The organism is Photorhabdus sp. RW14-46 (genome assembly GCF_963887965.1).
In the GTDB taxonomy this organism is placed as follows: domain Bacteria; phylum Pseudomonadota; class Gammaproteobacteria; order Enterobacterales; family Enterobacteriaceae; genus Photorhabdus; species Photorhabdus laumondii.
In genome coordinates this window covers 1-21,997 of record NZ_CAWPHH010000014.1, presented here as the reverse complement: position 1 = coordinate 21,997, position 21,997 = coordinate 1, and the positions used below count along the sequence as shown (strand labels likewise).

The 21,997-nt window shown below is 40.2% G+C and carries 21 protein-coding genes and 2 pseudogenes; 3 read left to right on the top strand and 20 right to left on the bottom strand.

Features of this window, described 5'->3' with window-relative positions:
- Positions 1–25: 25 nt before the first annotated feature.
- The 8 genes from AACQ38_RS13105 to AACQ38_RS13070 form a co-directional block, all read right to left on the bottom strand.
- Positions 26–1,570, bottom strand: coding sequence for a pyridoxal phosphate-dependent decarboxylase family protein (locus AACQ38_RS13105; RefSeq protein ID WP_165578311.1), 1,545 nt, complete (start codon positions 1,568–1,570; stop codon positions 26–28).
- 176 nt (positions 1,571–1,746) lie between these two features.
- Positions 1,747–2,523 (bottom strand): siderophore-iron reductase FhuF, encoded by a 777-nt coding sequence (gene fhuF, locus AACQ38_RS13100; RefSeq protein ID WP_394341394.1) that lies wholly within the window; start codon positions 2,521–2,523, stop codon positions 1,747–1,749.
- 177 nt (positions 2,524–2,700) lie between these two features.
- Positions 2,701–3,513, bottom strand: a complete 813-nt coding sequence (locus tag AACQ38_RS13095; RefSeq protein WP_113024787.1) for an ABC transporter ATP-binding protein — start codon at positions 3,511–3,513, stop codon at positions 2,701–2,703.
- Complete coding sequence (locus tag AACQ38_RS13090; RefSeq protein WP_011148696.1) at positions 3,498–4,556, bottom strand: FecCD family ABC transporter permease; 1,059 nt, start codon at positions 4,554–4,556, stop codon at positions 3,498–3,500. The genes AACQ38_RS13095 and AACQ38_RS13090 overlap by 16 nt, the downstream gene beginning before the upstream one ends.
- Positions 4,543–5,556 carry a FecCD family ABC transporter permease gene (locus tag AACQ38_RS13085; RefSeq protein ID WP_011148695.1) on the bottom strand — a complete coding sequence of 338 codons (1,014 nt, stop codon included), beginning with the start codon at positions 5,554–5,556 and terminating at the stop codon, positions 4,543–4,545. The genes AACQ38_RS13090 and AACQ38_RS13085 overlap by 14 nt, the downstream gene beginning before the upstream one ends.
- Positions 5,553–6,569, bottom strand: a complete 1,017-nt coding sequence (locus AACQ38_RS13080) for an iron-siderophore ABC transporter substrate-binding protein (RefSeq protein WP_165578310.1) — start codon at positions 6,567–6,569, stop codon at positions 5,553–5,555. The genes AACQ38_RS13085 and AACQ38_RS13080 overlap by 4 nt, the downstream gene beginning before the upstream one ends.
- Before the next feature lie 68 nt (positions 6,570–6,637).
- On the bottom strand, positions 6,638–8,881 hold the full coding sequence (locus AACQ38_RS13075) for a TonB-dependent siderophore receptor (protein ID WP_445260626.1): 2,244 nt from the start codon (positions 8,879–8,881) through the stop codon (positions 6,638–6,640).
- Positions 8,882–9,056: 175 nt separating this feature from the next.
- The gene (locus AACQ38_RS13070; protein WP_165578309.1) at positions 9,057–10,880 is read right to left on the bottom strand and encodes an IucA/IucC family protein; all 1,824 of its coding nucleotides are present in this window, start codon (positions 10,878–10,880) and stop codon (positions 9,057–9,059) included.
- A 448-nt stretch (positions 10,881–11,328) separates the two neighbouring features.
- On the opposite strand from AACQ38_RS13070, the gene recQ reads away from it, so the two are divergent.
- Genes recQ through yigL form a run of 3 tightly spaced genes read left to right on the top strand, consistent with a single transcriptional unit; the run spans position 11,329 to position 14,991 of the window.
- A complete protein-coding gene (gene recQ, locus AACQ38_RS13065) occupies positions 11,329–13,155 on the top strand; it encodes an ATP-dependent DNA helicase RecQ (RefSeq protein WP_011148691.1) in 1,827 nt (608 codons plus the stop codon).
- A 14-nt stretch (positions 13,156–13,169) separates the two neighbouring features.
- Positions 13,170–14,168, top strand: a complete 999-nt coding sequence (gene pldB, locus AACQ38_RS13060; RefSeq protein ID WP_165578308.1) for a lysophospholipase L2 — start codon at positions 13,170–13,172, stop codon at positions 14,166–14,168.
- 22 nt (positions 14,169–14,190) lie between these two features.
- The gene (yigL, locus tag AACQ38_RS13055; protein WP_165578307.1) at positions 14,191–14,991 is read left to right on the top strand and encodes a sugar/pyridoxal phosphate phosphatase YigL; all 801 of its coding nucleotides are present in this window, start codon (positions 14,191–14,193) and stop codon (positions 14,989–14,991) included.
- Between the two features lie 66 nt (positions 14,992–15,057).
- Here the strand turns inward: yigL and AACQ38_RS13050 are convergent, their stop codons facing one another.
- The 12 genes and pseudogenes from AACQ38_RS13050 to AACQ38_RS12995 form a co-directional block, all read right to left on the bottom strand.
- Positions 15,058–15,783 carry an immunity 52 family protein gene (locus tag AACQ38_RS13050; protein WP_165578306.1) on the bottom strand — a complete coding sequence of 242 codons (726 nt, stop codon included), beginning with the start codon at positions 15,781–15,783 and terminating at the stop codon, positions 15,058–15,060.
- A 125-nt stretch (positions 15,784–15,908) separates the two neighbouring features.
- Positions 15,909–16,643, bottom strand: coding sequence for an immunity 52 family protein (locus AACQ38_RS13045; protein ID WP_165578305.1), 735 nt, complete (start codon positions 16,641–16,643; stop codon positions 15,909–15,911).
- Positions 16,644–16,786: 143 nt separating this feature from the next.
- Positions 16,787–17,515: an immunity 52 family protein gene (locus AACQ38_RS13040; protein WP_165578304.1), complete on the bottom strand. Its 729-nt coding sequence runs from the start codon at positions 17,513–17,515 to the stop codon at positions 16,787–16,789.
- A 35-nt stretch (positions 17,516–17,550) separates the two neighbouring features.
- The gene (locus AACQ38_RS13035; RefSeq protein WP_241509810.1) at positions 17,551–17,718 is read right to left on the bottom strand and encodes a hypothetical protein; all 168 of its coding nucleotides are present in this window, start codon (positions 17,716–17,718) and stop codon (positions 17,551–17,553) included.
- Positions 17,719–17,720: 2 nt separating this feature from the next.
- Positions 17,721–17,900: pseudogene (locus AACQ38_RS13030) on the bottom strand (hypothetical protein); the annotation flags it as partial.
- Positions 17,901–17,956: 56 nt separating this feature from the next.
- Positions 17,957–18,712: an immunity 52 family protein gene (locus AACQ38_RS13025; protein WP_165578301.1), complete on the bottom strand. Its 756-nt coding sequence runs from the start codon at positions 18,710–18,712 to the stop codon at positions 17,957–17,959.
- A 31-nt stretch (positions 18,713–18,743) separates the two neighbouring features.
- Positions 18,744–19,283 (bottom strand): restriction endonuclease fold toxin 5 domain-containing protein, encoded by a 540-nt coding sequence (locus tag AACQ38_RS13020; RefSeq protein WP_165578300.1) that lies wholly within the window; start codon positions 19,281–19,283, stop codon positions 18,744–18,746.
- 99 nt (positions 19,284–19,382) lie between these two features.
- Positions 19,383–20,117, bottom strand: coding sequence for an immunity 52 family protein (locus AACQ38_RS13015; protein WP_165578299.1), 735 nt, complete (start codon positions 20,115–20,117; stop codon positions 19,383–19,385).
- A 48-nt stretch (positions 20,118–20,165) separates the two neighbouring features.
- On the bottom strand, positions 20,166–20,798 hold the full coding sequence (locus AACQ38_RS13010; protein ID WP_165578297.1) for a restriction endonuclease fold toxin 5 domain-containing protein: 633 nt from the start codon (positions 20,796–20,798) through the stop codon (positions 20,166–20,168).
- A gap of 166 nt (positions 20,799–20,964) precedes the next feature.
- Positions 20,965–21,228, bottom strand: a complete 264-nt coding sequence (locus tag AACQ38_RS13005; protein ID WP_011148679.1) for a PAAR domain-containing protein — start codon at positions 21,226–21,228, stop codon at positions 20,965–20,967.
- Between the two features lie 2 nt (positions 21,229–21,230).
- The gene (locus AACQ38_RS13000) at positions 21,231–21,881 is read right to left on the bottom strand and encodes an immunity 52 family protein (protein ID WP_242685586.1); all 651 of its coding nucleotides are present in this window, start codon (positions 21,879–21,881) and stop codon (positions 21,231–21,233) included.
- 6 nt (positions 21,882–21,887) lie between these two features.
- Positions 21,888–21,997 (bottom strand): annotated as a pseudogene (locus AACQ38_RS12995) (IS630 family transposase); the annotation flags it as partial.

Genomic DNA, 21,997 nt, shown 5'->3' with positions numbered 1-21,997 from the left:
CTCCTGGTGAATAATATTAATCTCATTAGTTGTTATTATGTGTTGCCAGAAAATCGTTTCCGTGCATTACGATGCTATGCACAATTTCTTGTAGATGTTGTTGGCTTGTTGCCGGGTTGAGGAAAGTGAATTTCAGATATTGTCTGCCATTGACTTTGGTACCCGCAATAACGGTATTACCTTCACGGAATAGTACCTTACGAATGGCCGCATTGATGGCATCAATATCCGCATCAGGTAATTTTTGTTTAGGAATAAAACGGAAAACCAAAGTACTTAATTCTGGATAATGAATAAGTTCAAAATAGGGATTCTGTGCCATTAATCGATAGGCATCCTGAGCAGTATCGACCACTTTATCAAAAGCTTGTCCGAGTCGTTTTGCACCCATAATTCGTAATGTCAGCCACATTTTCAATGCATCAAAACGACGAGTTGTCTGGATACTTTTATTGACCAGATTGGGTGTACCCTCTTGTGAGGCACTGAGTGGATTTAAATATTCGGCATGATAAGTCAAATGGGATAAGTGCTTCTTATTTTTGACGAAGAAAGCACTGCAACTGACTGGCTGGAAAAATGACTTATGGTAATCCACCGTGACAGAATCCGCTAAATTAATGCCTTCCAGTAGATAAGCGCGACGAGGTGAAACCAGTAAACCGCATCCGTATGCCGCATCCACATGTAGCCAGATACTATATTGCTTGGCGATAGCCGCGATAGGATGAAGTGGGTCAATACTGCCGAAATCTGTGGTACCCGTCGTAGCAACAATGGCAAAAGGAATGTTGCCCTGTTCGATGCATTGGTTAATGCTTTGTTCCAATGCTTGAGGGTCCATACGGAACTCACTGTCGTGAGGAACAGATACAACAGCGTTGTACCCCAAACCCAGGATAGCGGCGGCTTTTTGTGTACTGAAATGGCTGACTGTCGAGGTAAAAATACGCAGTTTATGAAAATCTGCTGGCAGACCATGTAGCTGATTTTTATGTTCAGGATTGCGCTGGTGACAAAAATGATCCCGCGCAAGTAGCATTGCCATCAGATTTGATTGGGTGCCGCCACTAGTAAAGATACCATCGGCATTTGTACCTAATGCCATTTTATCTCGTGTCCAGTCGAGAACTTTTTGCTCTATTAGTGTCCCGCCAGCGCTTTGATCCCAAGTATCCAGTGAAGAATTAATCGCTCCAATAATGGTTTCAGCCAGAACGGCGGGTAATACTAATGGACAATTAAGATGCGCCACATACTTTGGATGATGAAAATAAACAGCATCTTTAATATAAAGTTGCTGTAACTCATCTAAAGCTTGGTTTAAAGAGGTGAGTGGAAGATCTAAATTCACTTTAGAAAATAGTGGGGATAACTCATTGGGTAATATCCCACTGAAAGGCTTATCCACCTGCTGTAATATTTTCTTTATTCTGGTAATGACATTATAAGCGTCATCAAGATAGTCTCCAGCACTATGCATATTTAAGAAATATCTGGAAAAATCTTCGTCCGTTATATGACTATCTTTTGTGAGTGAATTGTCTAATAGCAGAGCGTCTCCGTACATTATATGTCCTTGTTATTTCATATATAGGTTGTGATTTGGTTATTGCCCAACATCATTGATTTTATTATGTGTAGTATTTGGTTAGATTAAATAACTGTTGAATAGTAGCGCGATTAAATCATAATAATCTCTTTCTGCCGGAACAGATAAGAATTAAAAAATTATAGAATAGAATGTTAGTGTTTGCTTTCTACCTTAGATTCCAAAGGGCAATCATGGCAATTACCGACGCCAGGTAGTTTATTTCTCTGGCAACAACTGCGACGTTGCATATTGTTATGCCGTAAAATAACAGTACGGTAAAGGGGGTTGTCTCTACCATCAGGTAATTGTGGTTCCATAAAAAGACCATTTATAATTTCTTGATATGACTTGCTATTTATTCTTGTGCTGAACTCAGCAAGATACCAATGCATAATATAACCGATATTATTCCATAGAAGCCGTCCATTTATCCCCTGATATGATTCGATCTTTTCACATACAGGAATAATATGGCGATCCAACAGAGAATAATGACGATGAAGTAGTGATAAAGGTGATTCATTTAGCCAGGTTAAATGATAGTAAACAATATCTGGCCTGCCACTGTCATGGAATTCAAGCCGAAAAAGATTGTAATGAGTATCCACTGCTTGTGGATATTCCAGCAACATTAATATCATCGGGGGAATAACCAAACCAAAATACCATTGAGCCCATAAAGAATACAGCGCTTTTTGGTTAGGTTTTATATCATTGTCACCGTAGTATTCATCCTGATAGCGTTGAATTAATACCGGAAATTCTCTTGTATCTGACCATTGAGGAAAACTCATGCTGGTAGCAGGGATATTGTCTGCATTTACTCTCATGGTGGCAGTAAAATGGCTAAACGTTTGTTCAAATAACTGGATGATATCTTCAATTACCACGGTGGTTAAAGAGGTAACCGAATCGTTTGTATTTGACACCATCAACTCCCTGTTTACATGTTCCTACTACCTGATTGTAGTATCTTACATATGACTAATCATTGTAAATATAATTATGATAATTATTATTATTATCATTGTCATTATCAAGTGGTAAATCTTTTGGGCACCTATAATTGCTTGTCAATACAGCATCATAAGCCGCTCATTCACGATTCAGATGGGATTATATTTTGGAATAATCAATGGCTTACCTGATTCTGGATCGCAAATAATACGGCAAGGGAGACCAAACACATCGGCGATACTCTGTTCGTTGATAATCTCTTCTGGCACACCTTCGGCGTAAATTTTACCATTCTTCATCATAATTAAATGTGAAGCGTAACGTAGTGCCAGGTTAATATCGTGCAGTACCAGCACCAACGTTTTTCCCTGTAAATGTAAACGTTGGCAAAGATCGAGCATTTCAATCTGATGAGTGATGTCCAGATAAGTGGTTGGTTCATCTAACAGTACAATGGGTGTTTGTTGTGCCAATGTCATAGCAAACCAGGCGCGTTGGCGCTGACCACCGGAAAGTTCACTCACTAACTGTTGCGACATCTCCTGGAGTTCGACCGCATGTAACGCGTCGTTAACTGCTCGTTCATCTTCTGCTGACCACTGTCGTAAAAAGGATTGATGAGCGTAACGTCCACGTGAAACCAAATCGTATACGGTCAACGCTTCGGTGATGATTGCCCCTTGTGTTAGCAGAGATAGCTCACGTGCTACCGTTTTCGGTTTGTAATGTTGAATATTGTTCCCATCAAGCAGAATTTCACCGTGCTGTGGCGTTATACCTCGGCTAATGGCGCGTAGTAGTGTCGATTTTCCACAACCATTTGGGCCAATGATGACGCTGAATTCACCATCACGAATAGAAATATCCAGACACTCAACAATCGTTTTCTTGCCGTATGCTAGCGAAAGTGCTTGGGCTGTTAGTCGTGAGGTGGTGGTTGAGGAATTCACATCGGATGACATGACTTTGTTCTCCTTAATTCAGCGTACAGCAAATACATCAAATAGACACCGCCTACCCCTGCGGTGATAACACCTATTGGCAGACGTGCCGAAGTAGGAAGTAGCAAAGTAATTAAATCGGAAGCGAGCAGTAGTAATGCTCCCACCAGTGCTGAGCAGAACAGCGCAGTGCCTTTGGCCCGTACCAAGCGGCGGGCGATTTGTGGAGCAGAAAGTGCGATAAAAGCCACTGGCCCGACAACCAGTACCGCCATTGAGGCCAGTATGACTGCCAGTGACAAACTCATAAGCTGAATGATACGTACTGGTACACCGAGCGTATTAGCAACTTCATAGCCCAGATTGACGTAGTTTAATTGCCGTCCTAACCAGAGTAGAAAGGGGATGAACAGTGACGTTCCATAAATTAACCCAACATCTTGCCAACCTCGGCTGGCGAGGCTACCGTGCAGCAGCGAAGCGAGTTGCTGTGCTTGCTCAAGACGCACATTCGAGATAGCGAAATTAACAAATGCCATACAGAGGGCGGCGATAGCAATCCCGGAGATGACAATTCTGGTTGTCTGCATCTGCCCAGAGCGACTAATGTTTCCGGTGTATACCAACAGCACGGCAAAGCTGGCTCCTAGCAGCGCACCTAAAGGGATCGGCAGTACGCCAGGCCAGATGATCAGTGTGGCGACTATGCCAGCAGCAGCGCCGGCATTAACGCCGATAATATCCGGGCTACCGAGTGCGTTACGGGTTGTCAGTTGAAAAAGTGAACCTGAGAGTGCCAGTGTTGCGCCCGCTCCGATAGCCACTAATGCGCGGGGTAAACGTAGCTGTATGAGAATAAATTCTTGATAAGGAGTTGAGGTTGCTAGCCAGGGATTATCGATACCTTGCTTACCCAGTGCGAGAGAGAGATAAAACAGCACTGAGAGCAGTAACAATATCAATAAGATGGCTCTTTGGGTCCGTTGTGGAGGTACAAGAAAGACAGCAGTTCCCAACATGAAGGTTCGAATTTTTGCCGGTCTGGATAGGTTAATCTGCGACATAATTAACTCCACGATAGGTTTTAATAACCAGATAGAGCAACGGTCCACCGATTCCTGCGGTGATAATCCCCACCATGATCTCCCCGGGGGCTATCACCAACCGTGCCAGTATATCGGAAGTGAGCAACAGGCAAGGCCCGGCGAACAGGCAATAGGGTAGTAGCCAGCGGAAATCGCTGCCAACTAAAGCCCGCATCAAGTGGGGGGCCGCTAAGCCAATAAAGGCAATAGGGCCTGCCATAGCGGTAGCCACTGCCGCCAGCATGGTCGCAGTAATAAGCGACAACACGCGGGTGCGGGCAACATTGGCACCAAGTGAGGTGGCAATGTCTTCACCAAACACCATCACATTCAGGGAGGAGCTGAGTGAAAGGGTCAATATTAAGGCAAATAACAGATAGGGTATCAGCGAACTCGCTTCTGCCAGAGACATTGCGCTAAGCGATCCAATGGTCCAGAAGCGGTAGCTATCCAATACATGGGCATTCATTAATACAATGCCTTGCACAAAAGCAAATAGGCAGGCGTTAATGGCAGCGCCGGTCAATACCATGCGTGCTGGATTGCTATTACGTTGTCCTCCACTGAGCAGGTAGAACAGCAATGTAGCTAGACTTGCGCCAATAAATGCTGTCCAGAAACGTGGAAGTTCATTCAGTATGGGTATGAAAGAGAAACTGACGACCACCGCAGCAGCGCCGGCGTTAACGCCCAGTAAACCCGGTTCGGCTAATGGATTACGTAGCAATCCCTGAGTTACAGCACCGGAAAGCGCGAGTGCTGCGCCGGCCATGATGCCAATTAACGTACGTGGTTTGCGGGCATTGATGACCAGATCGCTATAGCTACCACTGTCACCTAACCAATAGTGATGCCATATAGTTGATAATGGTAACATTTTTGCGCCCAGACTCAGGCTGGCAATAATACAAATGAAGGTCAGCAGTATCATGAGACCTAAGCCAAGTAGCAGTACAAACCGCCGTTTAGGATTTGTCATGATGATTTAATTGCCTCTGCCAGCACGGGCATAAATTGTGATAAACCCCAGCGTAAGCTGAGCGGTGTACCGTAAGACATGGCAACGACCAATGATTGGTCAGTTAGTGGGATATAACCTCCCAGGTGTACGGCACGGATAGATTGAAACAGTGGTTGTGCTTCCACTGCCTTACGTTCTTGTTCATTATTGAACCAAGTTACTAAGATATCCGCGCCATTAAGATAATCGGCATTTTCCAGTCCTATATTAGCGGCGAAACTGCCGAAGGGATCGGCTAATGTGCTGACTGATGGCAGTAGCGTCAAACCGAGGTGTATTAAAGTATCGACACGAGGATCACCTCTAACGTATACCGATAGCATGTTACTGCTGATACCCGCTTTGATATAGGCGAAAGTGTAGCCACTGATATGCGGGATGGTATTACCTGATTCGCGCAATATGACATTCAGTTCAGTAGCGAGTTGCTCTCCTTGCGGCTGTTTATCTAGCGCACGAGCAATTAATTCAATCTGCTGTTGTGGTGTCGTGAGCCAAGGGGCAGATGGATAAGCGATCACTGGGGCGAAATATGATAAATGGTCATAAATTTCTTGGGTGAGGCCTGATTGGGTTGCCACAATCAGATCAGGTTTAAGACTAATAACCTTCTCAATGTCTAATTCAGGGTACATCTCTATCACAGTTGGCAAAGTCTCGCCACGCTGTTGTATCGCTTGTTTAAACCACGGTAGATAGCCCTGTTCATCCCCGCCCCAACGGTGGGATTCGATACCGACAGGGACGATGCCAAGATCCAGTACGATATCTTCCGCTCCTGCACCCAATGCGACAACACGTTGGGGTTGATGTGGAATTACCGCGGTACCCAATGCGGTAGTAATTTCTTTAGGATAGCCGGGCTCATCTGACGGTGCATTGTTTGTGCTGGCTGGCTTATCACAGCCAGCCAACAGGCTGACCAACAGCATCAACGGTACGGCAAACCCTTTGCAACGCTTCAATTTCATTGTTTGCTTTCCTTCAAATAAATAGAAACATAAGGTTTGCCGTCCGCAGTGTCATTATGACTTTAAACTCAGAACTTATAACGCAAGATCGCTTCAATGTTGCGAGGTGCGCCATAGTAATACTGAGAATATTGGCCGAACTGGGTGTAGTAGGTCTTATCAAAGACGTTATTCAGGTTAACCGTCAAAGAGAGATCCGGTGTGAATTGATAACGGCTCATCAGGTTCACCACCGCGAAACTATCTTGCTTCGCTTGCATTGATGTTTTTCCAGGCCCATCAACGGTCAACCAGGTTTTATCCTGCCAGTTAACACCGCCACCAATGGTCAGATTGCTCATCGCACCTGGCAAGGTGTAGGTGGTAAACAGCTTAAACAGCCTGTTTGGCGTATTGGCATTGATTCGCACACCATTAGGATCTGTTGCCCGGAATTGCGTGTAACCAGTATAAAGACGCCAGTTATCTGTCAGTTGACCACTGATTTCTGCTTCGAACCCGCGAGTTTTGGTACCATCCACTGTATAACGAGGAATGGAGAGATCCGGTAGTCTCGGTGCATTGTTATCTACTAATGGCAGGTTATCTTGACGGATTTCAAAGACTGCCAGTGAATAATCGAGACTGTTATCGAAGGCAACACCTTTTAGGCCCACTTCATAGTTTTGTCCAGACACTGGGGCAAGTAATTTGTTATTGCGGTCACGTTGGTTTTCTGGGTTGAATATTTCGGTATAACTGGTGTAAACCGACAAGTCTTGAGTAATGTTGTAGATCAGTCCACCGTAAGGAACAAATTCGTCACTGTAGCTGGCATTTTGTGGAGTATTGAAATTATCACCACGTGTTTGCCAACTGGTTACTCGACCACCAAGGATCAAGGTCAATGGATCTGCCAGAGAAATCTGAGTGACTGCATAACCTGCGGTCTGTTCATTACGGCCTTTCGAGCCATAAGTTCGCGTATTACTCCACTCTGGTTCAGGATATTGCCAGCCAGGAGAGGTGAAGTCACCTATTCCTGGACAGCTATTTGGACGTGTAAGCATACAGGTTGCGTTGAAGTAATCGTTTTGGAAATCCTGTTGCTGATGGTTTAAGCCGAAGCTGACATGATGTGTACGGTTAAACAACCGGTAGTCACCGTTCACTTGTAGATCGTAGTTCTTCTGGCGACGGCTGCCATCGATGAGTGTCATGTTACCTGGCACCATACCAATATTGGTGCTACGGTTAGGAAAACTTGTTGCCCACAGGACTTTTTGGTCCAGAGCGCTATTATCATAAGTAAAGGTGCCTTTTACACTCCAGCCGTTGTCAAAGTTATGTTGCAGGCTGGTAAAGGTAGAGAAGGTCCGAACTTTTGAAAAAGCCCAATCAGGTGCATAGCTGTCGCTGCGTTTATAGTCTGTTTTGCTGCCGTCTGCAAAGTAGATCGGCAAACCACCAAACATACCGCCACGGGTGTGATTACGTTGATAATCCACGCCTATAGTCAGCAAGGTATTTTCTGTCAAATCCGCTTCAAGAACGCCATAGAACGGGTATCTTTCGTTGTTATTGCGATCAATAAAAGAGTTAGCCGCTTGATAGGCTGTAACGAAACGTCCACGTAGGTTGCCGCTGTCATTTAATGGGCCAGAGAGATCTAGGCCAGTGCGCCATTTATCCCAAGAACCTGCTCCGGCAGAGAATTCACCACGGAAATCGCGGGTTGGACGTTTACGAATCAGGTTAACGGCTGCCGAAGGATTGCCTGGGCCAACCATCAAACCGGCTGCTCCACGTACCACTTCGATACGATCAAGCAGGTCAGCATCCAAAAGATTGTCACCATAGTTAAAGCGAGTGTCGTAGTAGGTCGCAACCCCATCACGCAGGATGTTATTGATAGACATGCCACGAGAAGTAAACCCGAAACGATCACTATCAAACTGGCGTACGTTCATACCCGTTGTGCTATCGATGACGCGATTAACACTGTCCAGATTTTCGTCAAGCATCCGTTGTTTGGTCACGACACTGACGGTCTGTGGCGTTTCACGCGCCGAGAGGTTTAGACCGGTGGCGGTGACCATCGACGTGGTATTGTACATGCCGGTGTCTTCGGTCACCCCTTCATGTTCTGGTCGTGAAGCGGTGACGAGTATCTTGTCATTTTGGGCAGCGGTTTTATCGCTCTTATTCTGTGCACTTTCCGCGATTGCATAGCTATTTCCCATTAATACTAACTGTATAGTCATTGCAAGAGTTGTTTTTTTAATCATGGAATCCTTTTGCAAAAACGGATACATCACTTTCTTATTATTCATTCCATCCCCAAATTAAATCTTTTGGTATTTATACCCGTCATCTTTCAAGTTGCCTCTTTGTTGGCTGCACTCGCTCACCCCGGTCACATAGTTATCTATGCTCCCGGGGATTCACTCCCTTGCCGTCGCGATCCATCTTGAAATCCATAGGGTATATCTATGTTGATATTTTTATTTATTGCTGTTCGGCTTGATGAAGAATAACCGAGTATTCATGGCGTAAAGCGTACAGCGGGTTAACTAAGGTTCCGGCGAATTTGAGATTCTTTTCGCGATCGTCGAGGTCGATCATCTGTTGATTGTTTGCCATTTGCAGACGGTTCAGACAGGTACGAATAAATTCCCGCTTAAACAGATCGAACTGGCGGAATTTTTCAATCTGATGCAGATGTTGTGATTGGTAATTATGGACACAGCGTGCAACCAGTAGCCAGAAACGCTCTTCGGGTAGATTAAGATCTTTTTGCAACAGCGGAATCAGGTAGCGGAAGAAACAATCGAAAATATCAAGGAAGATGTAGTTAATTTTCATATCGTCTTCGATAGTGACGTGCAGGAAATTAATCTCTTCAGGCAATTGGAGATCACCATTCAAAATAGCGATTTCTTCACCAATATCTTTCATCAACATGTTTGTTGGGCTGTTATTATCCAATACCAACATCAGATTTTCGCCATGTGGCATAAATACCAGATCATAGGTGAAGAAAGAGCGCAGTAATGGCGAGAGGTAAGCATCGAGATAACGTGATATCCACTCTTCTGCATTTAAACCGGAACTCTTTACCAAAGCTGCGACGACGGAATGACCTTGATAATCGACATGCAGCAACGAAGCCATTGTCATCAAGCGTTGGTTATCCTGCAACAGCGTCATTGGGCTTTCGCGCCACAGTGCTGACAACATTTTCTTATGTGGGCTGTCCTTCTTAATGGCTGATTCAAAGTAGTTATTGAAATAACCGAGAGCAGCACGTTCCCGTAATACGGTAAAACCCTTCTGTTGGAAGAAACTGTCATTATGGACTAAGTTGCTGAGCCACTCATTGACTGATGGGGTTGTGACCATGCTGTGTGGATCGAGCCCACGCATAAAGCCCATGTTTAGCACGGATAGGGCGGTCTTAACGTAGTTCTTCTTCGGTTGAGTAATGTTGAAGAAAGTGCGGATAGATTGCTGAGCAAGGTAACGATCATGCCCTTCTCCAAGATAAACAATATGATTATTGGCAATATCTGCTGCAAAGCTGATCGCAATACGGTGCTGCCACTGCCAAGGGTGGAGAGGCATCAGATAATAATCTGACGGGCATAATCCCAACATATTAAGGTGGCGTTCAAATTGGGCTGGCAGATATTTCCCCAATTCTTCTTCTATTAATTGTTGGTATGAAAGATCGGATAGTGCAGAGAAAATAGCTTTATCCTTATGTACCGCAATCCAGATTAAAGTCACGGGGCTAGCGCTTTCAGGTGCATAACGCTGATAATCATCGGCATCAAAACCAATTCGGCCATTATTGGCAATAAAGACTGGATGGCCTTCACTCATTGTCGTTTCAACGACTTGATAATCGGCATAAGCTAAATCTTGGGCTGTAAGTCGGTTGTACTGATATTTAAAAGCGTGACCGTAGAGCGTACTGGATATCTCGTCGAGATAAATCGGCAGCATTTTTTCCGGGATTTCCAACAGCGGATGCAACTCAATAATCAGTTGAATAGCATCAAGTGGCTGAGATTGATTATCCCTGAGTTTGGTTACGGAAGCGGCATCAATATCAATATGATCGAGCTGATAAGTTTCTGCTTGAAAATGGTATTGGTAGTCACCTATTGTCAGAGAATATTGCTGTTGTCCATGATAGGTAGGGTTAATTAATTTTTCGTGACATATCTCACGTAATATTTTTGTCACCAGATGGCGATTGGCATAGAGCCAGTTCTCTGCGTTGAGATGCAGAGTGTGATTATCGGAGTTAATATGCAGTGAACTCATGGTGATAACAATCCCTATTCATAATCAAAAATCACATCCAACATAGTCGTTATACACTGGAAACAAATCGGTACGCTTAATTCTGAAATTTTCGAATATAAGCATCCTTTTCCAGGTATTCATTCCGGTTCTCTTAGACAGGTGACTTTTGGGGTATTCAATTTTGATAACATTAATACAAATTATTATCATTAACAACTGTGTAAGTGTAAGGATTTACTCTAGTTTTGTTTAAATAGCAGGCAAAAATGTGGCATTATGGCGCTGCATTGGGATGAGTAAGATGAATTGGGGAAGAATTTTTGAGCGGCTATAACGTTTAACAAAATCTGCGTTTATACCGAGATGATGTTCAATGACATGCTGTAATTATTTCGAGAGTGAGATAGCATAATGCTTAGGCGTTTTGCATGGCGTCTATGATTTTTTAATATGGTTGAGGAAAAGCGTGTCTACCGCAGAGGTCATTAATACGATATCACTGGCAGAACAGGTATTGCGGAAAACCTTTGGTTACTTGCAATTCCGTTCTGGTCAGCAACAAGTTATCGATACCATTCTTGAAGGGCGTGACTGTCTGGTCATTATGCCGACTGGTGGCGGTAAATCATTATGTTACCAAATTCCGGCACTGGTACAGGAAGGGGTAACTTTGGTTGTTTCCCCGTTGATCTCTTTAATGAAAGATCAGGTGGATCAACTGCGGGCAAATGGCGTTGCGGCAGATTGCTTGAATTCAACTCAGGCCCGTGAACAACAGATTGATGTGATCCGGCGTTGCCGTCAGGGCATGATTAAATTGCTGTATATCGCCCCTGAGCGTTTGATGATGGATAACTTCCTTGAGCAACTTCTGGAATGGCAACCAGCCATGTTGGCTGTGGATGAAGCCCACTGTATTTCACAATGGGGCCATGATTTCCGACCGGAATATCGGGCGTTGGGGCAGCTCAGGCAACGCTTTCCGACATTACCTGTCATTGCGTTGACGGCCACCGCTGATGAAACGACTCGCAATGATATTGTCCGACTACTGAATCTTAATAATCCACTTATCCATATCAGCAGTTTTGACCGTCCCAATATCCGTTATACCTTGATAGAAAAATACAAACCATTAGATCAACTGTGGCTATTTATTCGCGGTCAGAAAGGTAAAAGTGGCATTGTGTACTGCAACAGCCGCAGCAGAGTTGAAGAGATATCAGAGCGTTTACAAAAACGTGGCTTGAGTGTTGCGCCATACCATGCCGGGTTGGATAACAGTCAACGTGCGCGGGTGCAGGATGCATTTCAACGTGATGATTTACAGGTGGTGGTGGCAACCGTGGCATTTGGTATGGGAATTAATAAACCCAATGTTCGGTTTGTGGTTCATTTTAATATTCCTCGTAATATCGAATCCTATTATCAGGAGACCGGGCGTGCCGGGCGTGATGGTCTGCCGGCGGAAGCGGTGCTGTTTTATGATCCCGCGGATATGGTATGGCTTCGCCGTTGTCTGGAAGAGAAAGAGGTGGGCACACAGCAGGATATTGAGCGACATAAGCTCAATGCAATGGGGGCTTTTGCCGAAGCGCAAACTTGCCGCCGTCTGGTGTTATTGAACTATTTTGGTGAAAGCAAACAAACCCCTTGCGGTAACTGTGATATCTGCCTTGATCCACCAAAAAATTATGATGGCTTGGTGGATGCCCAAAAAGCGCTTTCTTCTATTTACCGGGTTGGGCAGCGCTTTGGTATCGGCTATATTGTTGAAGTGCTCAGAGGTGCGAATAATCAGCGTATCCGTGATATGAGACATGATCATTTGCCGGTTTATGGTATTGGTAAAGATCAAAGTCAGGAACACTGGGTGAGTGTATTGCGGCAGCTTATTCATTTAGGCTTTATCAGTCAAAACATTGCCAATTATTCTGCATTACAATTAACAGAAGCGGCACGCCCAATATTGCGTGGTGAAGTTTCGCTAAAACTGGCTGTTCCACGAATACAGAATCTAAAAGGGCGTAGTCAGCAAAGTAAATCGTATAGTGGTAATTATGATCGCAAACTATTTGCCAAGCTACGTAAATTACGGAAATCTATTGCTGACGAAGAAAATATCCCGCCTTTTGTTGTATTTAACGATGTCACGCTGATTGAAATGGCAGAGCAATGCCCGGTTACGGAGGGTGAAATGTTATTAATCAACGGGGTAGGGCAACGGAAACTTGAACGTTTTGGTAATGTCTTTATGGCCTTAATTCGTGAACATCTAGAGGAGTTTGGATAGTCAGAGGGCAACTTATGACGCCAGAAATGTTGAAAGAAAGTTGGTTCAATCGTGAGGTACAGTTCTCTGCTTTTGCCAATGGGCCTCTGTTAGATTTTTGGCAAGCTAGGGAAGAGTGTGAATTTATCGGCGTCGATAATGTACTGATACGTTATGTTCGTTTTTGCACAACAATAAAAAATGATAGAGCGGTTGTTATCTTTCCTGGCCGTAGTGAAAGTTATGTCAAATACTCGGAAGTAGCATTTGATTTTTATCACCTTGGTTACGACATTTTTATTATTGATCATCGTGGGCAGGGGCGATCCAGCAGGATACTTGCAGATCCACAAAAAGGGCATGTAGAAAAATTTGATGATTATATTGATGACGTTGAAATATTAATAGAAAGAGAAATTCTTCCTCGTCATTATTCTCATTGTTATGCGTTAGCTCATTCAATGGGAGCGGCAATATTAGGGGGATTTTTATTACGTCACAGCCAGGTATTTGATGCAGCAGCCCTTTGTGCTCCTATGTTTGGTATTAACTTTCCTATGCCACGTTGGTTGGCAACTTTCCTGGTAAATCGGGCTGAAAAGCGGCCGGATATGCGCAACCATTATGCGGTACTCACTGGGAAATGGCGTCCGTTGCCTTATTTGATAAACCTTCTGACACACAGTTATGAACGTTATAGCCGTTACCTCCGTTATTACGCGGATTATCCGGAATTACATATCGGGGGACCGACATATCGTTGGGTGCGGGAAAGTATCTGGATTAGCGATATGCTGATAGAAAAAGCCGGAGAAATTGAGACGCCATTGATAATTTTAAAAGCCAGTGAAGATAAGGTTGTTAATAATTGCCGATTACAGGCTTTTTGTGAATCACGTAATAAAGTGAGGGCTTTCATCAAAGAACGTTCACCTTTGATTATTCAAGGGGCGCATCATGAGATCCTGTTTGAAAAAGATAAATTACGTAGCCAGGCACTCAACGCCATTTGTGATTTTTTTGACCAGAATTGATTCAATTATAGGAATGATAACTATGTATCACATTGTTGCTTCAGATTTAGATGGCACTTTGCTGTCTCCTGATCACAAATTAACTTCTTACACCAAGGAAACTCTTAATTTACTGACCAATAAAGGCATTCATTTTATTTTTGCTACTGGTCGTCATCATGTAGATGTTGCGCAAATCCGAGATGTTCTTGGTATTGATGCCTACATGATTACTTCCAATGGTGCGCGGGTGCACAATGCTATGGGAGAACTGGTTTTCAGTCACAATGTTGATCCTGAGATTGTGCATGACTTGTGTCTAATGGAGTTTGATAACGTTGATATTCTGACGAATTATTATTGCCATGATCACTGGTATATGAATCGTGAATGCCCTGAGCAGAAAGAGTTTTTTCAGGAATCAGTGTTCCATTATCAACTTTTTGAGCGTGACAACTTTAAAATCAATGACGTATGCAAAGTTTATTTTACCTGCGGCGATCATGATCTATTGGTTACGTTGGAAGAGAAAATCAAAGCGCGTTGGGGTGATAGAGTTAATGTAAGTTTTTCGTTGCGCAATTGCTTGGAGGTTATGGCGGGTGGTGTTTCGAAAGGTCATGCACTTGAGCAGGTAGCTCAAGCTATGGGTTATAAACTGAGTGATTGTATTGCTTTTGGCGATGGCATGAATGACTTTGAAATGCTGGCGGTAGCAGGTAAGGGCTGTATTATGCAAGATGCTCACCAGCGCTTGAAAGATATCTTGCCAGAAATGGAAGTGATTGGCTCAAACGCTGATGATGCGGTTTCCCATTATTTGTGCAAAATGTATCAGGTTTAATTTATTACCCACGGTAATTGCAGCGCTATTAGCGCTGTTTTTTCATTAAGTTACTGTTTGTCATATTTATAACTCTGTCATCAATGGTAATATTTGTAGATCCCGTAAACATATTTCAATATCATTGGCTTTATTGATATGTTCTTGGTTTTCGATGTCAAAAATATCTTTTGTCGTAATAATCAATGAACCTTTTTTGTCATTTTTATCAGAAACAGGTGTTATTTTTTCCGCCATTGGAACTAAAGTCGGATTTATTTCTATTGGTAAATAGAGCATCCAGCCAGCGCTTAAACGATCTGGGAAGACCTGTTTTCTTTTTATTCTATAATTATCAGTTTCTACCATAATATAAGATGAATTATGGCTAAAAACCAGAAACTTGATAAAATCAATCAACTTAAGAAAGTGAAACTCTTTTTCTTTAATGGATATATTAATCTCTATTTTTGTTTGGCCTTGTCTTTCAACATGATAATTAAAGTAACTAACTGAACATGCTTGCCCATCCTCGCCTCCATCCCAGACTCCTGATATAACTGTAGGATCTTCTTCTGTATAATTTTCTTTAAAGTCGCTTATACATTCGTCTGTTATTCCTCTCTCATCAAAAGCTACCCGAGTTAATGCTTCTTCGCGGCTATTTCCGCCTAAGTACCATATCTTAGAGTATCCAAAGAAGATATCTTCTAATTGTTTTACGATTTTATAGGTATCATTAACTGCAATATTTGGAGTTAATGGCTTTTTCCAATCTGTATATATTTCTATATCTAAAGATAAAATAGTCATTCATTTTTCCTATTAGAAATTATTCGGTTAGCAAGGGGTATGGAATACTTTAATATTGGAATAAATAGATGATTTTTCTAAATAGGTTAAGTCGTTTAAACGGATTGCAACTCTGTTTGTCATATTTATAACTCTGTCATCAATGGTAATATTTGTAGGTCCCGCAAGCAGGTTTCAATATCATTGGCTTTATTGATATGTTCTTGGTTTTCGATGTCAAAAATATCTTTTGTCGTAATAATCAATGAACCTTTTTTGTCATTTTTATCAGAAATAGATATTATTTCTTCCGCCATTGGAACTAAAGTCGGATCTATTTCTATTGGTAAATAGAGCATCCAACCGGCATAAACCCTGTCTGGAAAAACTTGTTTTTGTTTTAACGAGTAACCTCTTGTATCTACTAAAATAAATGGAGAGTTTCGAATCGATATTGAATTTTTTAAAAGCTCAATAATATCTTGAAAATTAAATTTATCTTTATCTAAATTGATGCTTATAGATATATTAGTTTTACCTAATCTAACAGGATTAACATGGATTTTATCTTCACCCATATATAGAATACTGTTGTTGTTCTCATCTACTCCATCAGATAATGATTTCACAATAAATCCAGAGTTTTCATCATAAGTTTCTTTAAAATCTTCTATAGCATATTTAGTAGGTCCATTTTCATCAAATGCATTATTTTTTAATCTCTCTTCTTGAGTATAACCAGGCAAATACCAACCACTTTTTCTAGTTGTTAACTTATTTATCTTGCATGTAATTTGATATAAATCAAGTAATGCATTTTCAGAAGTTAAAGCCTCATTTGAATCATAAAATAATTTTATTCTTGAAAAAATCATTGACATTTTTAATTCTCCTTTTGTGAGAATGATTAAAGTTTAGTGTTAAATACCGTAATGTTAGGAAACATAGAAAATGTCGTAAGAAAGGACTTGACCACCATGATCGGTTAGGTCGTTTAATCGGATTACGGCTCTGTTTGTCATATTTATAACTCTGTTATCAATGGTAGTATTTGTAAATCCCGTAAACATATTTCAATATCATTGGCTTTATTGATATGTTCTTGGTTTTCGATGTCAAAAATATCTTTTGTCGTAATAATCAATGAACCTTTTTTGTCATTTTTATCAGAAATAGATATTATTTCCTCTGCCATTGGGACTAAAGTCGGATCTATTTCAATTGGTAAATAGAGCATCCAGCCAGCATAAACCCTATCTGGAAAAACTTGTTTTTGTTTTAGCGAATATCCTCTGGCATCCATCATGATTATTGGAGAGTAATGGTTGCTAACTAAAGAAGCTACGAAATCAATCCACTTAGAATGATTAAATTTTTCTTTTTCAAAACTAAGATCAATGCTTACATCCGTTTTCCCTAGTTTATTACCATAGTCACGGCTTGAATACATGATTCTATTTTTTAACTTTACATCACCTGGAACATCAAATAATGTTTTTATGATAGATTTAAAACTCTCATCATAACTTTCTTTGAATTGATTTTTGGCATATTCAGTAATGCCACTTTCATCAAAAACATTATTTTCTTTTATTTCGTCTAGATCATATCCTGGTAGATACCATCTACTTGAACTATTAGATACCTTATTTATTTGTTGCATGATGCAGTATGTGTCATCTAATGCTAATTCCGGTGTTATCTTTTCTTTTAAATCATAAAACATTTCTATTCTAGCGTGTATTATGTTCATCTTTTTAATCCTAATTTTAAAATAAATATCCACATTTAAGGTGTATTAAATATTTTAATGTTAATAAATTTAGCAAAAGCCTTGGTAAAATATCCGTTAGCAGCAATAGGCACGCCTTGATACACATAATTATCAATGGCGATAATGACTTGACCACCATGATCGGTTATGTCGTTTAATCGGATTACGGCTCTGTTTGTCATATTTATAACTCTGTTATCAATGGTAGTATTTGTAAATCCCGTAAACATATTTCAATATCATTGGCTTTATTGATATGTTCTTGGTTTTCGATGTCAAAAATATCTTTTGTCGTAATAATCAACGAGCCTTTTTTGTCATTTTTATCAGAAATAGATATTATTTCTTCTGCCATTGGAACTAAAGNACCACCATGATCGGTTAGGTCGTTTAATCGGATTACGGCTCTGTTTGTCATATTTATAACTCTGTTATCAATGGTAGTATTTGTAAATCCCGTAAACATATTTCAATATCATTGGCTTTATTGATATGTTCTTGGTTTTCGATGTCAAAAATATCTTTTGTCGTAATAATCAACGAGCCTTTTTTGTCATTTTTATCAGAAATAGATATTATTTCTTCCGCCATTGGAACTAAAGTCGGATCTATTTCTATTGGTAAATAGAGCATCCAGCCAGCACTTAGGCGGTCTGTGAAAACTTGTTTTTGATTTAATCTATAGCCTCTAGTGTCTGTAATAATAAATGGAGAATATCTATGAGAAACCAAATATTTAATAAAGCCGATAAAGTTTTTAAGGTTAAATTTTGCTTTTTCAAGTGCAAGATTAATAGATATATTAGTTTTCCCCAATCTATTAGGGTTTGAATGAATATCATCCTGGCCAATATATGTAATATTATTTTCTAATTTTCCACTTTCATAATTATCAATTATAGGATTATCAAATAGTGACACTATAATAGATCTTCCGTCATCCTCATAAATTCCCTTGAATTCTTTTAAAGCATACTCAGTAATGCCATTTTCATTAAATACGTTATTTTCTCTAATTTCTTCTTCACTATATCCAGGTAAATGCCAACCACTTGAATTATTACTGAGGTTATTGATGTGATTCATTAACTGATACGTATCGGCCAACGCTAATTCCGGTGTGATGGCTTCTCTAAGATCATAAAATAATTTTATTCTTGGGTGTATAATGAACATATTTCAATTCTCCTATAAGTTATTCTGGTTATTAAGACATCATAGTATTAAAAGTTTTAATATTGAGATATGGAGCAAAAGCCTCTGTAAAATATGAATAAGATACAGGTTGTAGAAAATGCCAGTGAGATTTTGGAATGTTATTTAATGCGATACATACTTCGTTTTGTTTTCTGGCTTGCTTCAACATACTATCGTATCCAGATAGTTTTTTCTTACCTAACTTTACCTTACGATAAAAACCATTAGGTTCCCCATTTTTAAAAAATTGATCGTAATTCGCCTTAGCTTCAAGAAATAAGCACTTTTCAGGTTTCCAACCATCGAAATTTGTATTCATGCATAACCAAGTTTCAATTATGTTTAATTCAGGGTTGTATATCGTCCCGGCAATTTTTGTTTGATAAGCAATAGCTTGTGTATCCGCTTTTGCCTTGTCTTGTTCACCTTCTTTATCTTTGGTGCTTTCTATCACACCAACGGCGGCTAATCCCGCTGCACAAGCAGCCAGTGTCCATTCAGCAGCAGCTAAAAGAGCAGGAGCCGCTGGCGCAAGAAGTGGTAATGGCATATTAATTTCTCCTTTTCAATAAATTATCAATGGCGGTAATGACTTTACCACCATGATCGGTTAGGTCGTTTAATCGGATTACGGCTCTGTTTGTCATATTTATAACTCTGTCATCAATGGTAGTATTTGTAAATCCCGTAAACATATTTCAATATCATTGGCTTTATTGATATGATCTTGATTTTCAATATCAAAAATATCTTTTGTCGTAATAATCAATGAGCCTTTTTTGTCATTTTTATCAGAAATAGATATTATTTCTTCTGCCATTGGAACTAAAGTCGGATCTATTTCTATTGGTAAATAGAGCATCCAACCTGCACTTATTCGGTCTGGAAATACTTGCTTTTTTTTCAATCTATATCCTCGTGTTTCAGTCATAACGATTGGAGAATTACGAGTAGATGCTAAAGCTTTAACAAACTCTATAATAGTTTGAATCTTAAATTTTTCTTTCACTAAGTTAAGATCAATAGATATATTTGTTTTCCCTAGTCTATTATTGTAAATTACATCACTGCTTTGATAAAAAATTCTATTTTTAAGTTCAATATCACCTGGGATATCAAATAAAGTAGCTATAAGATATTTTGCATCTTTATCATAATTTTCTGTAAGCTGGCTTATAGCATATTCAGTAAAACCAGTATCAGTAAATACATTATTTTCCTCTATTTCCTCTAAACTATATTCTGGTAAATGCCAATAACTTGGGTTACTACTAATATTATTTATTTTCTGCATTATCTGATATGCATCCCTTAACGCCAATTCAGGTGTTATTGGCTCATTAAGGTCGTGAAACAATTTTATTCTTGGATGTATTAAACTCATAATCATTAATCCTGTTTGAAATTTTCAGCAATAGTTATAGGCTTTTGATCAACTCATTGGCGTATGAAATGTTTTAATGTTAGTAAAAGGAACAAACATTTCAGAAAAATATTCATAAGATATAGGCTGCAAAAAATGCCAATGAGACTTTGGAATATTATTCAATCCTATGCATACCCTATTTTGTCTTTCTGCTTGCCAAATTGTACTTTCTGCCCCTGTTTTGCTGGTAGGTGTTTTTCTAAACTCACCAAAAATCCAATCTGGTTCACCATTCTTAAAAAACTGATCATATTTAGCTTTGGCCTCAAGAAATAAGCATTGTGCAGGTTTCCAACCATCGAAATTTGTATCCATGCATAACCAAGTTTCAATTATGTTTAATTCAGGGTTGTATATCGTCCCGGCAATTTTTGTTTGATAAGCAATGGTTATTTCTGAATACGATGTGGTTTTTTCCCAAACCATCGTAACGTTGCCAATTGCCGGACATTTCTCACATTCGGTACGGGACGAAGCAATAGTTTGTGTATCCGCTTTTGCCTTGTCTTGTTCACCTTCTTTATCTTTGGTGCTTTCCATCACACCAACGGCGGCTAATCCCGCTGCACAAGCAGCCAGTGTCCATTCAGCAGCAGCTAAAAGAGCGGGAGCCGCTGGCGCAAGAAGTGGTAATGGCATATTAATTTTTCCTTTTCAATAAATTATCCATAACCTGCAAATAATCACGGTATTTTTCTCGGCTCTCTATTTTTTTACCGGATTAATGTATTAGCCCGGTACAATGGAGAAGACAAGCGCAGCGCGTCAGTGTTGCCTTAAATAGGCCAAAATGATTGTCGTCTCATTAAGCGAGAAAATCTTTCTGACTGGCAATCAGTTTTGCGCCACAGGCTGTTTGCATACCTTCCAATGCAATAGGTTTTCCCTGATGCTTTAAGTCATTGCTCCCTTCTACAATAGGGAAAACCCCTTTGCACTTAGGGCAGTTTACTAAATCACCTTTAGCGGCAACAGGTACGCCTTGATACACGTAATTATCAATGGCGGTAATGACTTTACCACCATGATCGGTTAGATCGTTTAATCGGATTACGGCTCTGTTTGTCATATTTATAACTCTGTCATCAATGGTAGTATTTGTAAATCCCGTAAACATATTTCAATATCATTGGCTTTATTGATATGCTCCTGGTTTTCAATATCAAAGATATCTTTTGTTGTAATAATTAATGAGCCTTTTTTGTTATTTTTATCAGAAATAGATATTATTTCTTCTGCCATTGGAACTAAAGCCGGGTCTATTTCTATTGGTAAATAGAGCATCCAGCCAGCACTTAAACGATCTGGGAAAACGTGTTTTCTTTTTATTCTATATGTATTGTTTTCTGCCATAATGTAAGGTGCATTATGAGTAGAAATCAGAAAATTAATAAAGTTGATTAATCGTGATAGCTGAAATTCATTTTCTTCAATAGATATATGAAAATCTATTTGGGTTTGTCCTAACCGATCTCGACGATAATTCATATAACAAATTGAACATGAATGGTCATCATCTTCACCATCCCAAATCCCTTTAATAATTATAGGATTTTCTTCTGTATAATCTTCTTCAAACTCTTTTATTGCTTCTTTTGTTGCTCCTTGCTGATCAAAAGCAATATGTTGTAAAGATTCTTGACGAGTATCTCCTGGTAAATACCAAGTTTTATGGCGTCTAAAAAATATATCTACTTGTTGTGTGATTTTATATATACCCAAGAAACTTCAAGATGCAGTTTTTAGCACCTGAAAATGGTCGTTAATTCTAGACATCAGCGAGTCCGCTATATCCGGTAGCGTTGTGGTGAAAAATTTGAAGACGTTGTCTCGAAATT

Bases quoted from the DNA above. Each gene is read 5' to 3' on its own strand.
- AACQ38_RS13015 (WP_165578299.1), bottom strand. From the start codon at position 20,117: ATGAGTTTAATACATCCAAGAATAAAATTGTTTCACGACCTTAATGAG.
- AACQ38_RS13085 (WP_011148695.1), bottom strand. From the start codon at position 5,556: ATGACAAATCCTAAACGGCGGTTTGTACTGCTACTTGGCTTAGGTCTC.
- AACQ38_RS13035 (WP_241509810.1), bottom strand. From the start codon at position 17,718: ATGACAAACAGAGCCGTAATCCGATTAAACGACATAACCGATCATGGT.
- AACQ38_RS13045 (WP_165578305.1), bottom strand. From the start codon at position 16,643: ATGTCAATGATTTTTTCAAGAATAAAATTATTTTATGATTCAAATGAG.
- AACQ38_RS13090 (WP_011148696.1), bottom strand. From the start codon at position 4,556: ATGTCGCAGATTAACCTATCCAGACCGGCAAAAATTCGAACCTTCATG.
- AACQ38_RS13070 (WP_165578309.1), bottom strand. From the start codon at position 10,880: ATGAGTTCACTGCATATTAACTCCGATAATCACACTCTGCATCTCAAC.
- AACQ38_RS13050 (WP_165578306.1), bottom strand. From the start codon at position 15,783: ATGACTATTTTATCTTTAGATATAGAAATATATACAGATTGGAAAAAG.
- AACQ38_RS13020 (WP_165578300.1), bottom strand. From the start codon at position 19,283: ATGCCATTACCACTTCTTGCGCCAGCGGCTCCTGCTCTTTTAGCTGCT.
- AACQ38_RS13025 (WP_165578301.1), bottom strand. From the start codon at position 18,712: ATGTTCATTATACACCCAAGAATAAAATTATTTTATGATCTTAGAGAA.
- AACQ38_RS13095 (WP_113024787.1), bottom strand. From the start codon at position 3,513: ATGTCATCCGATGTGAATTCCTCAACCACCACCTCACGACTAACAGCC.
- AACQ38_RS13010 (WP_165578297.1), bottom strand. From the start codon at position 20,798: ATGCCATTACCACTTCTTGCGCCAGCGGCTCCCGCTCTTTTAGCTGCT.
- AACQ38_RS13080 (WP_165578310.1), bottom strand. From the start codon at position 6,569: ATGAAATTGAAGCGTTGCAAAGGGTTTGCCGTACCGTTGATGCTGTTG.
- AACQ38_RS13105 (WP_165578311.1), bottom strand. From the start codon at position 1,570: ATGTACGGAGACGCTCTGCTATTAGACAATTCACTCACAAAAGATAGT.
- pldB (WP_165578308.1), top strand. From the start codon at position 13,170: ATGACGCCAGAAATGTTGAAAGAAAGTTGGTTCAATCGTGAGGTACAG.
- yigL (WP_165578307.1), top strand. From the start codon at position 14,191: ATGTATCACATTGTTGCTTCAGATTTAGATGGCACTTTGCTGTCTCCT.
- AACQ38_RS13005 (WP_011148679.1), bottom strand. From the start codon at position 21,228: ATGACAAACAGAGCCGTAATCCGATTAAACGATCTAACCGATCATGGT.
- AACQ38_RS13075 (WP_445260626.1), bottom strand. From the start codon at position 8,881: ATGAATAATAAGAAAGTGATGTATCCGTTTTTGCAAAAGGATTCCATG.
- AACQ38_RS13040 (WP_165578304.1), bottom strand. From the start codon at position 17,515: ATGAACATAATACACGCTAGAATAGAAATGTTTTATGATTTAAAAGAA.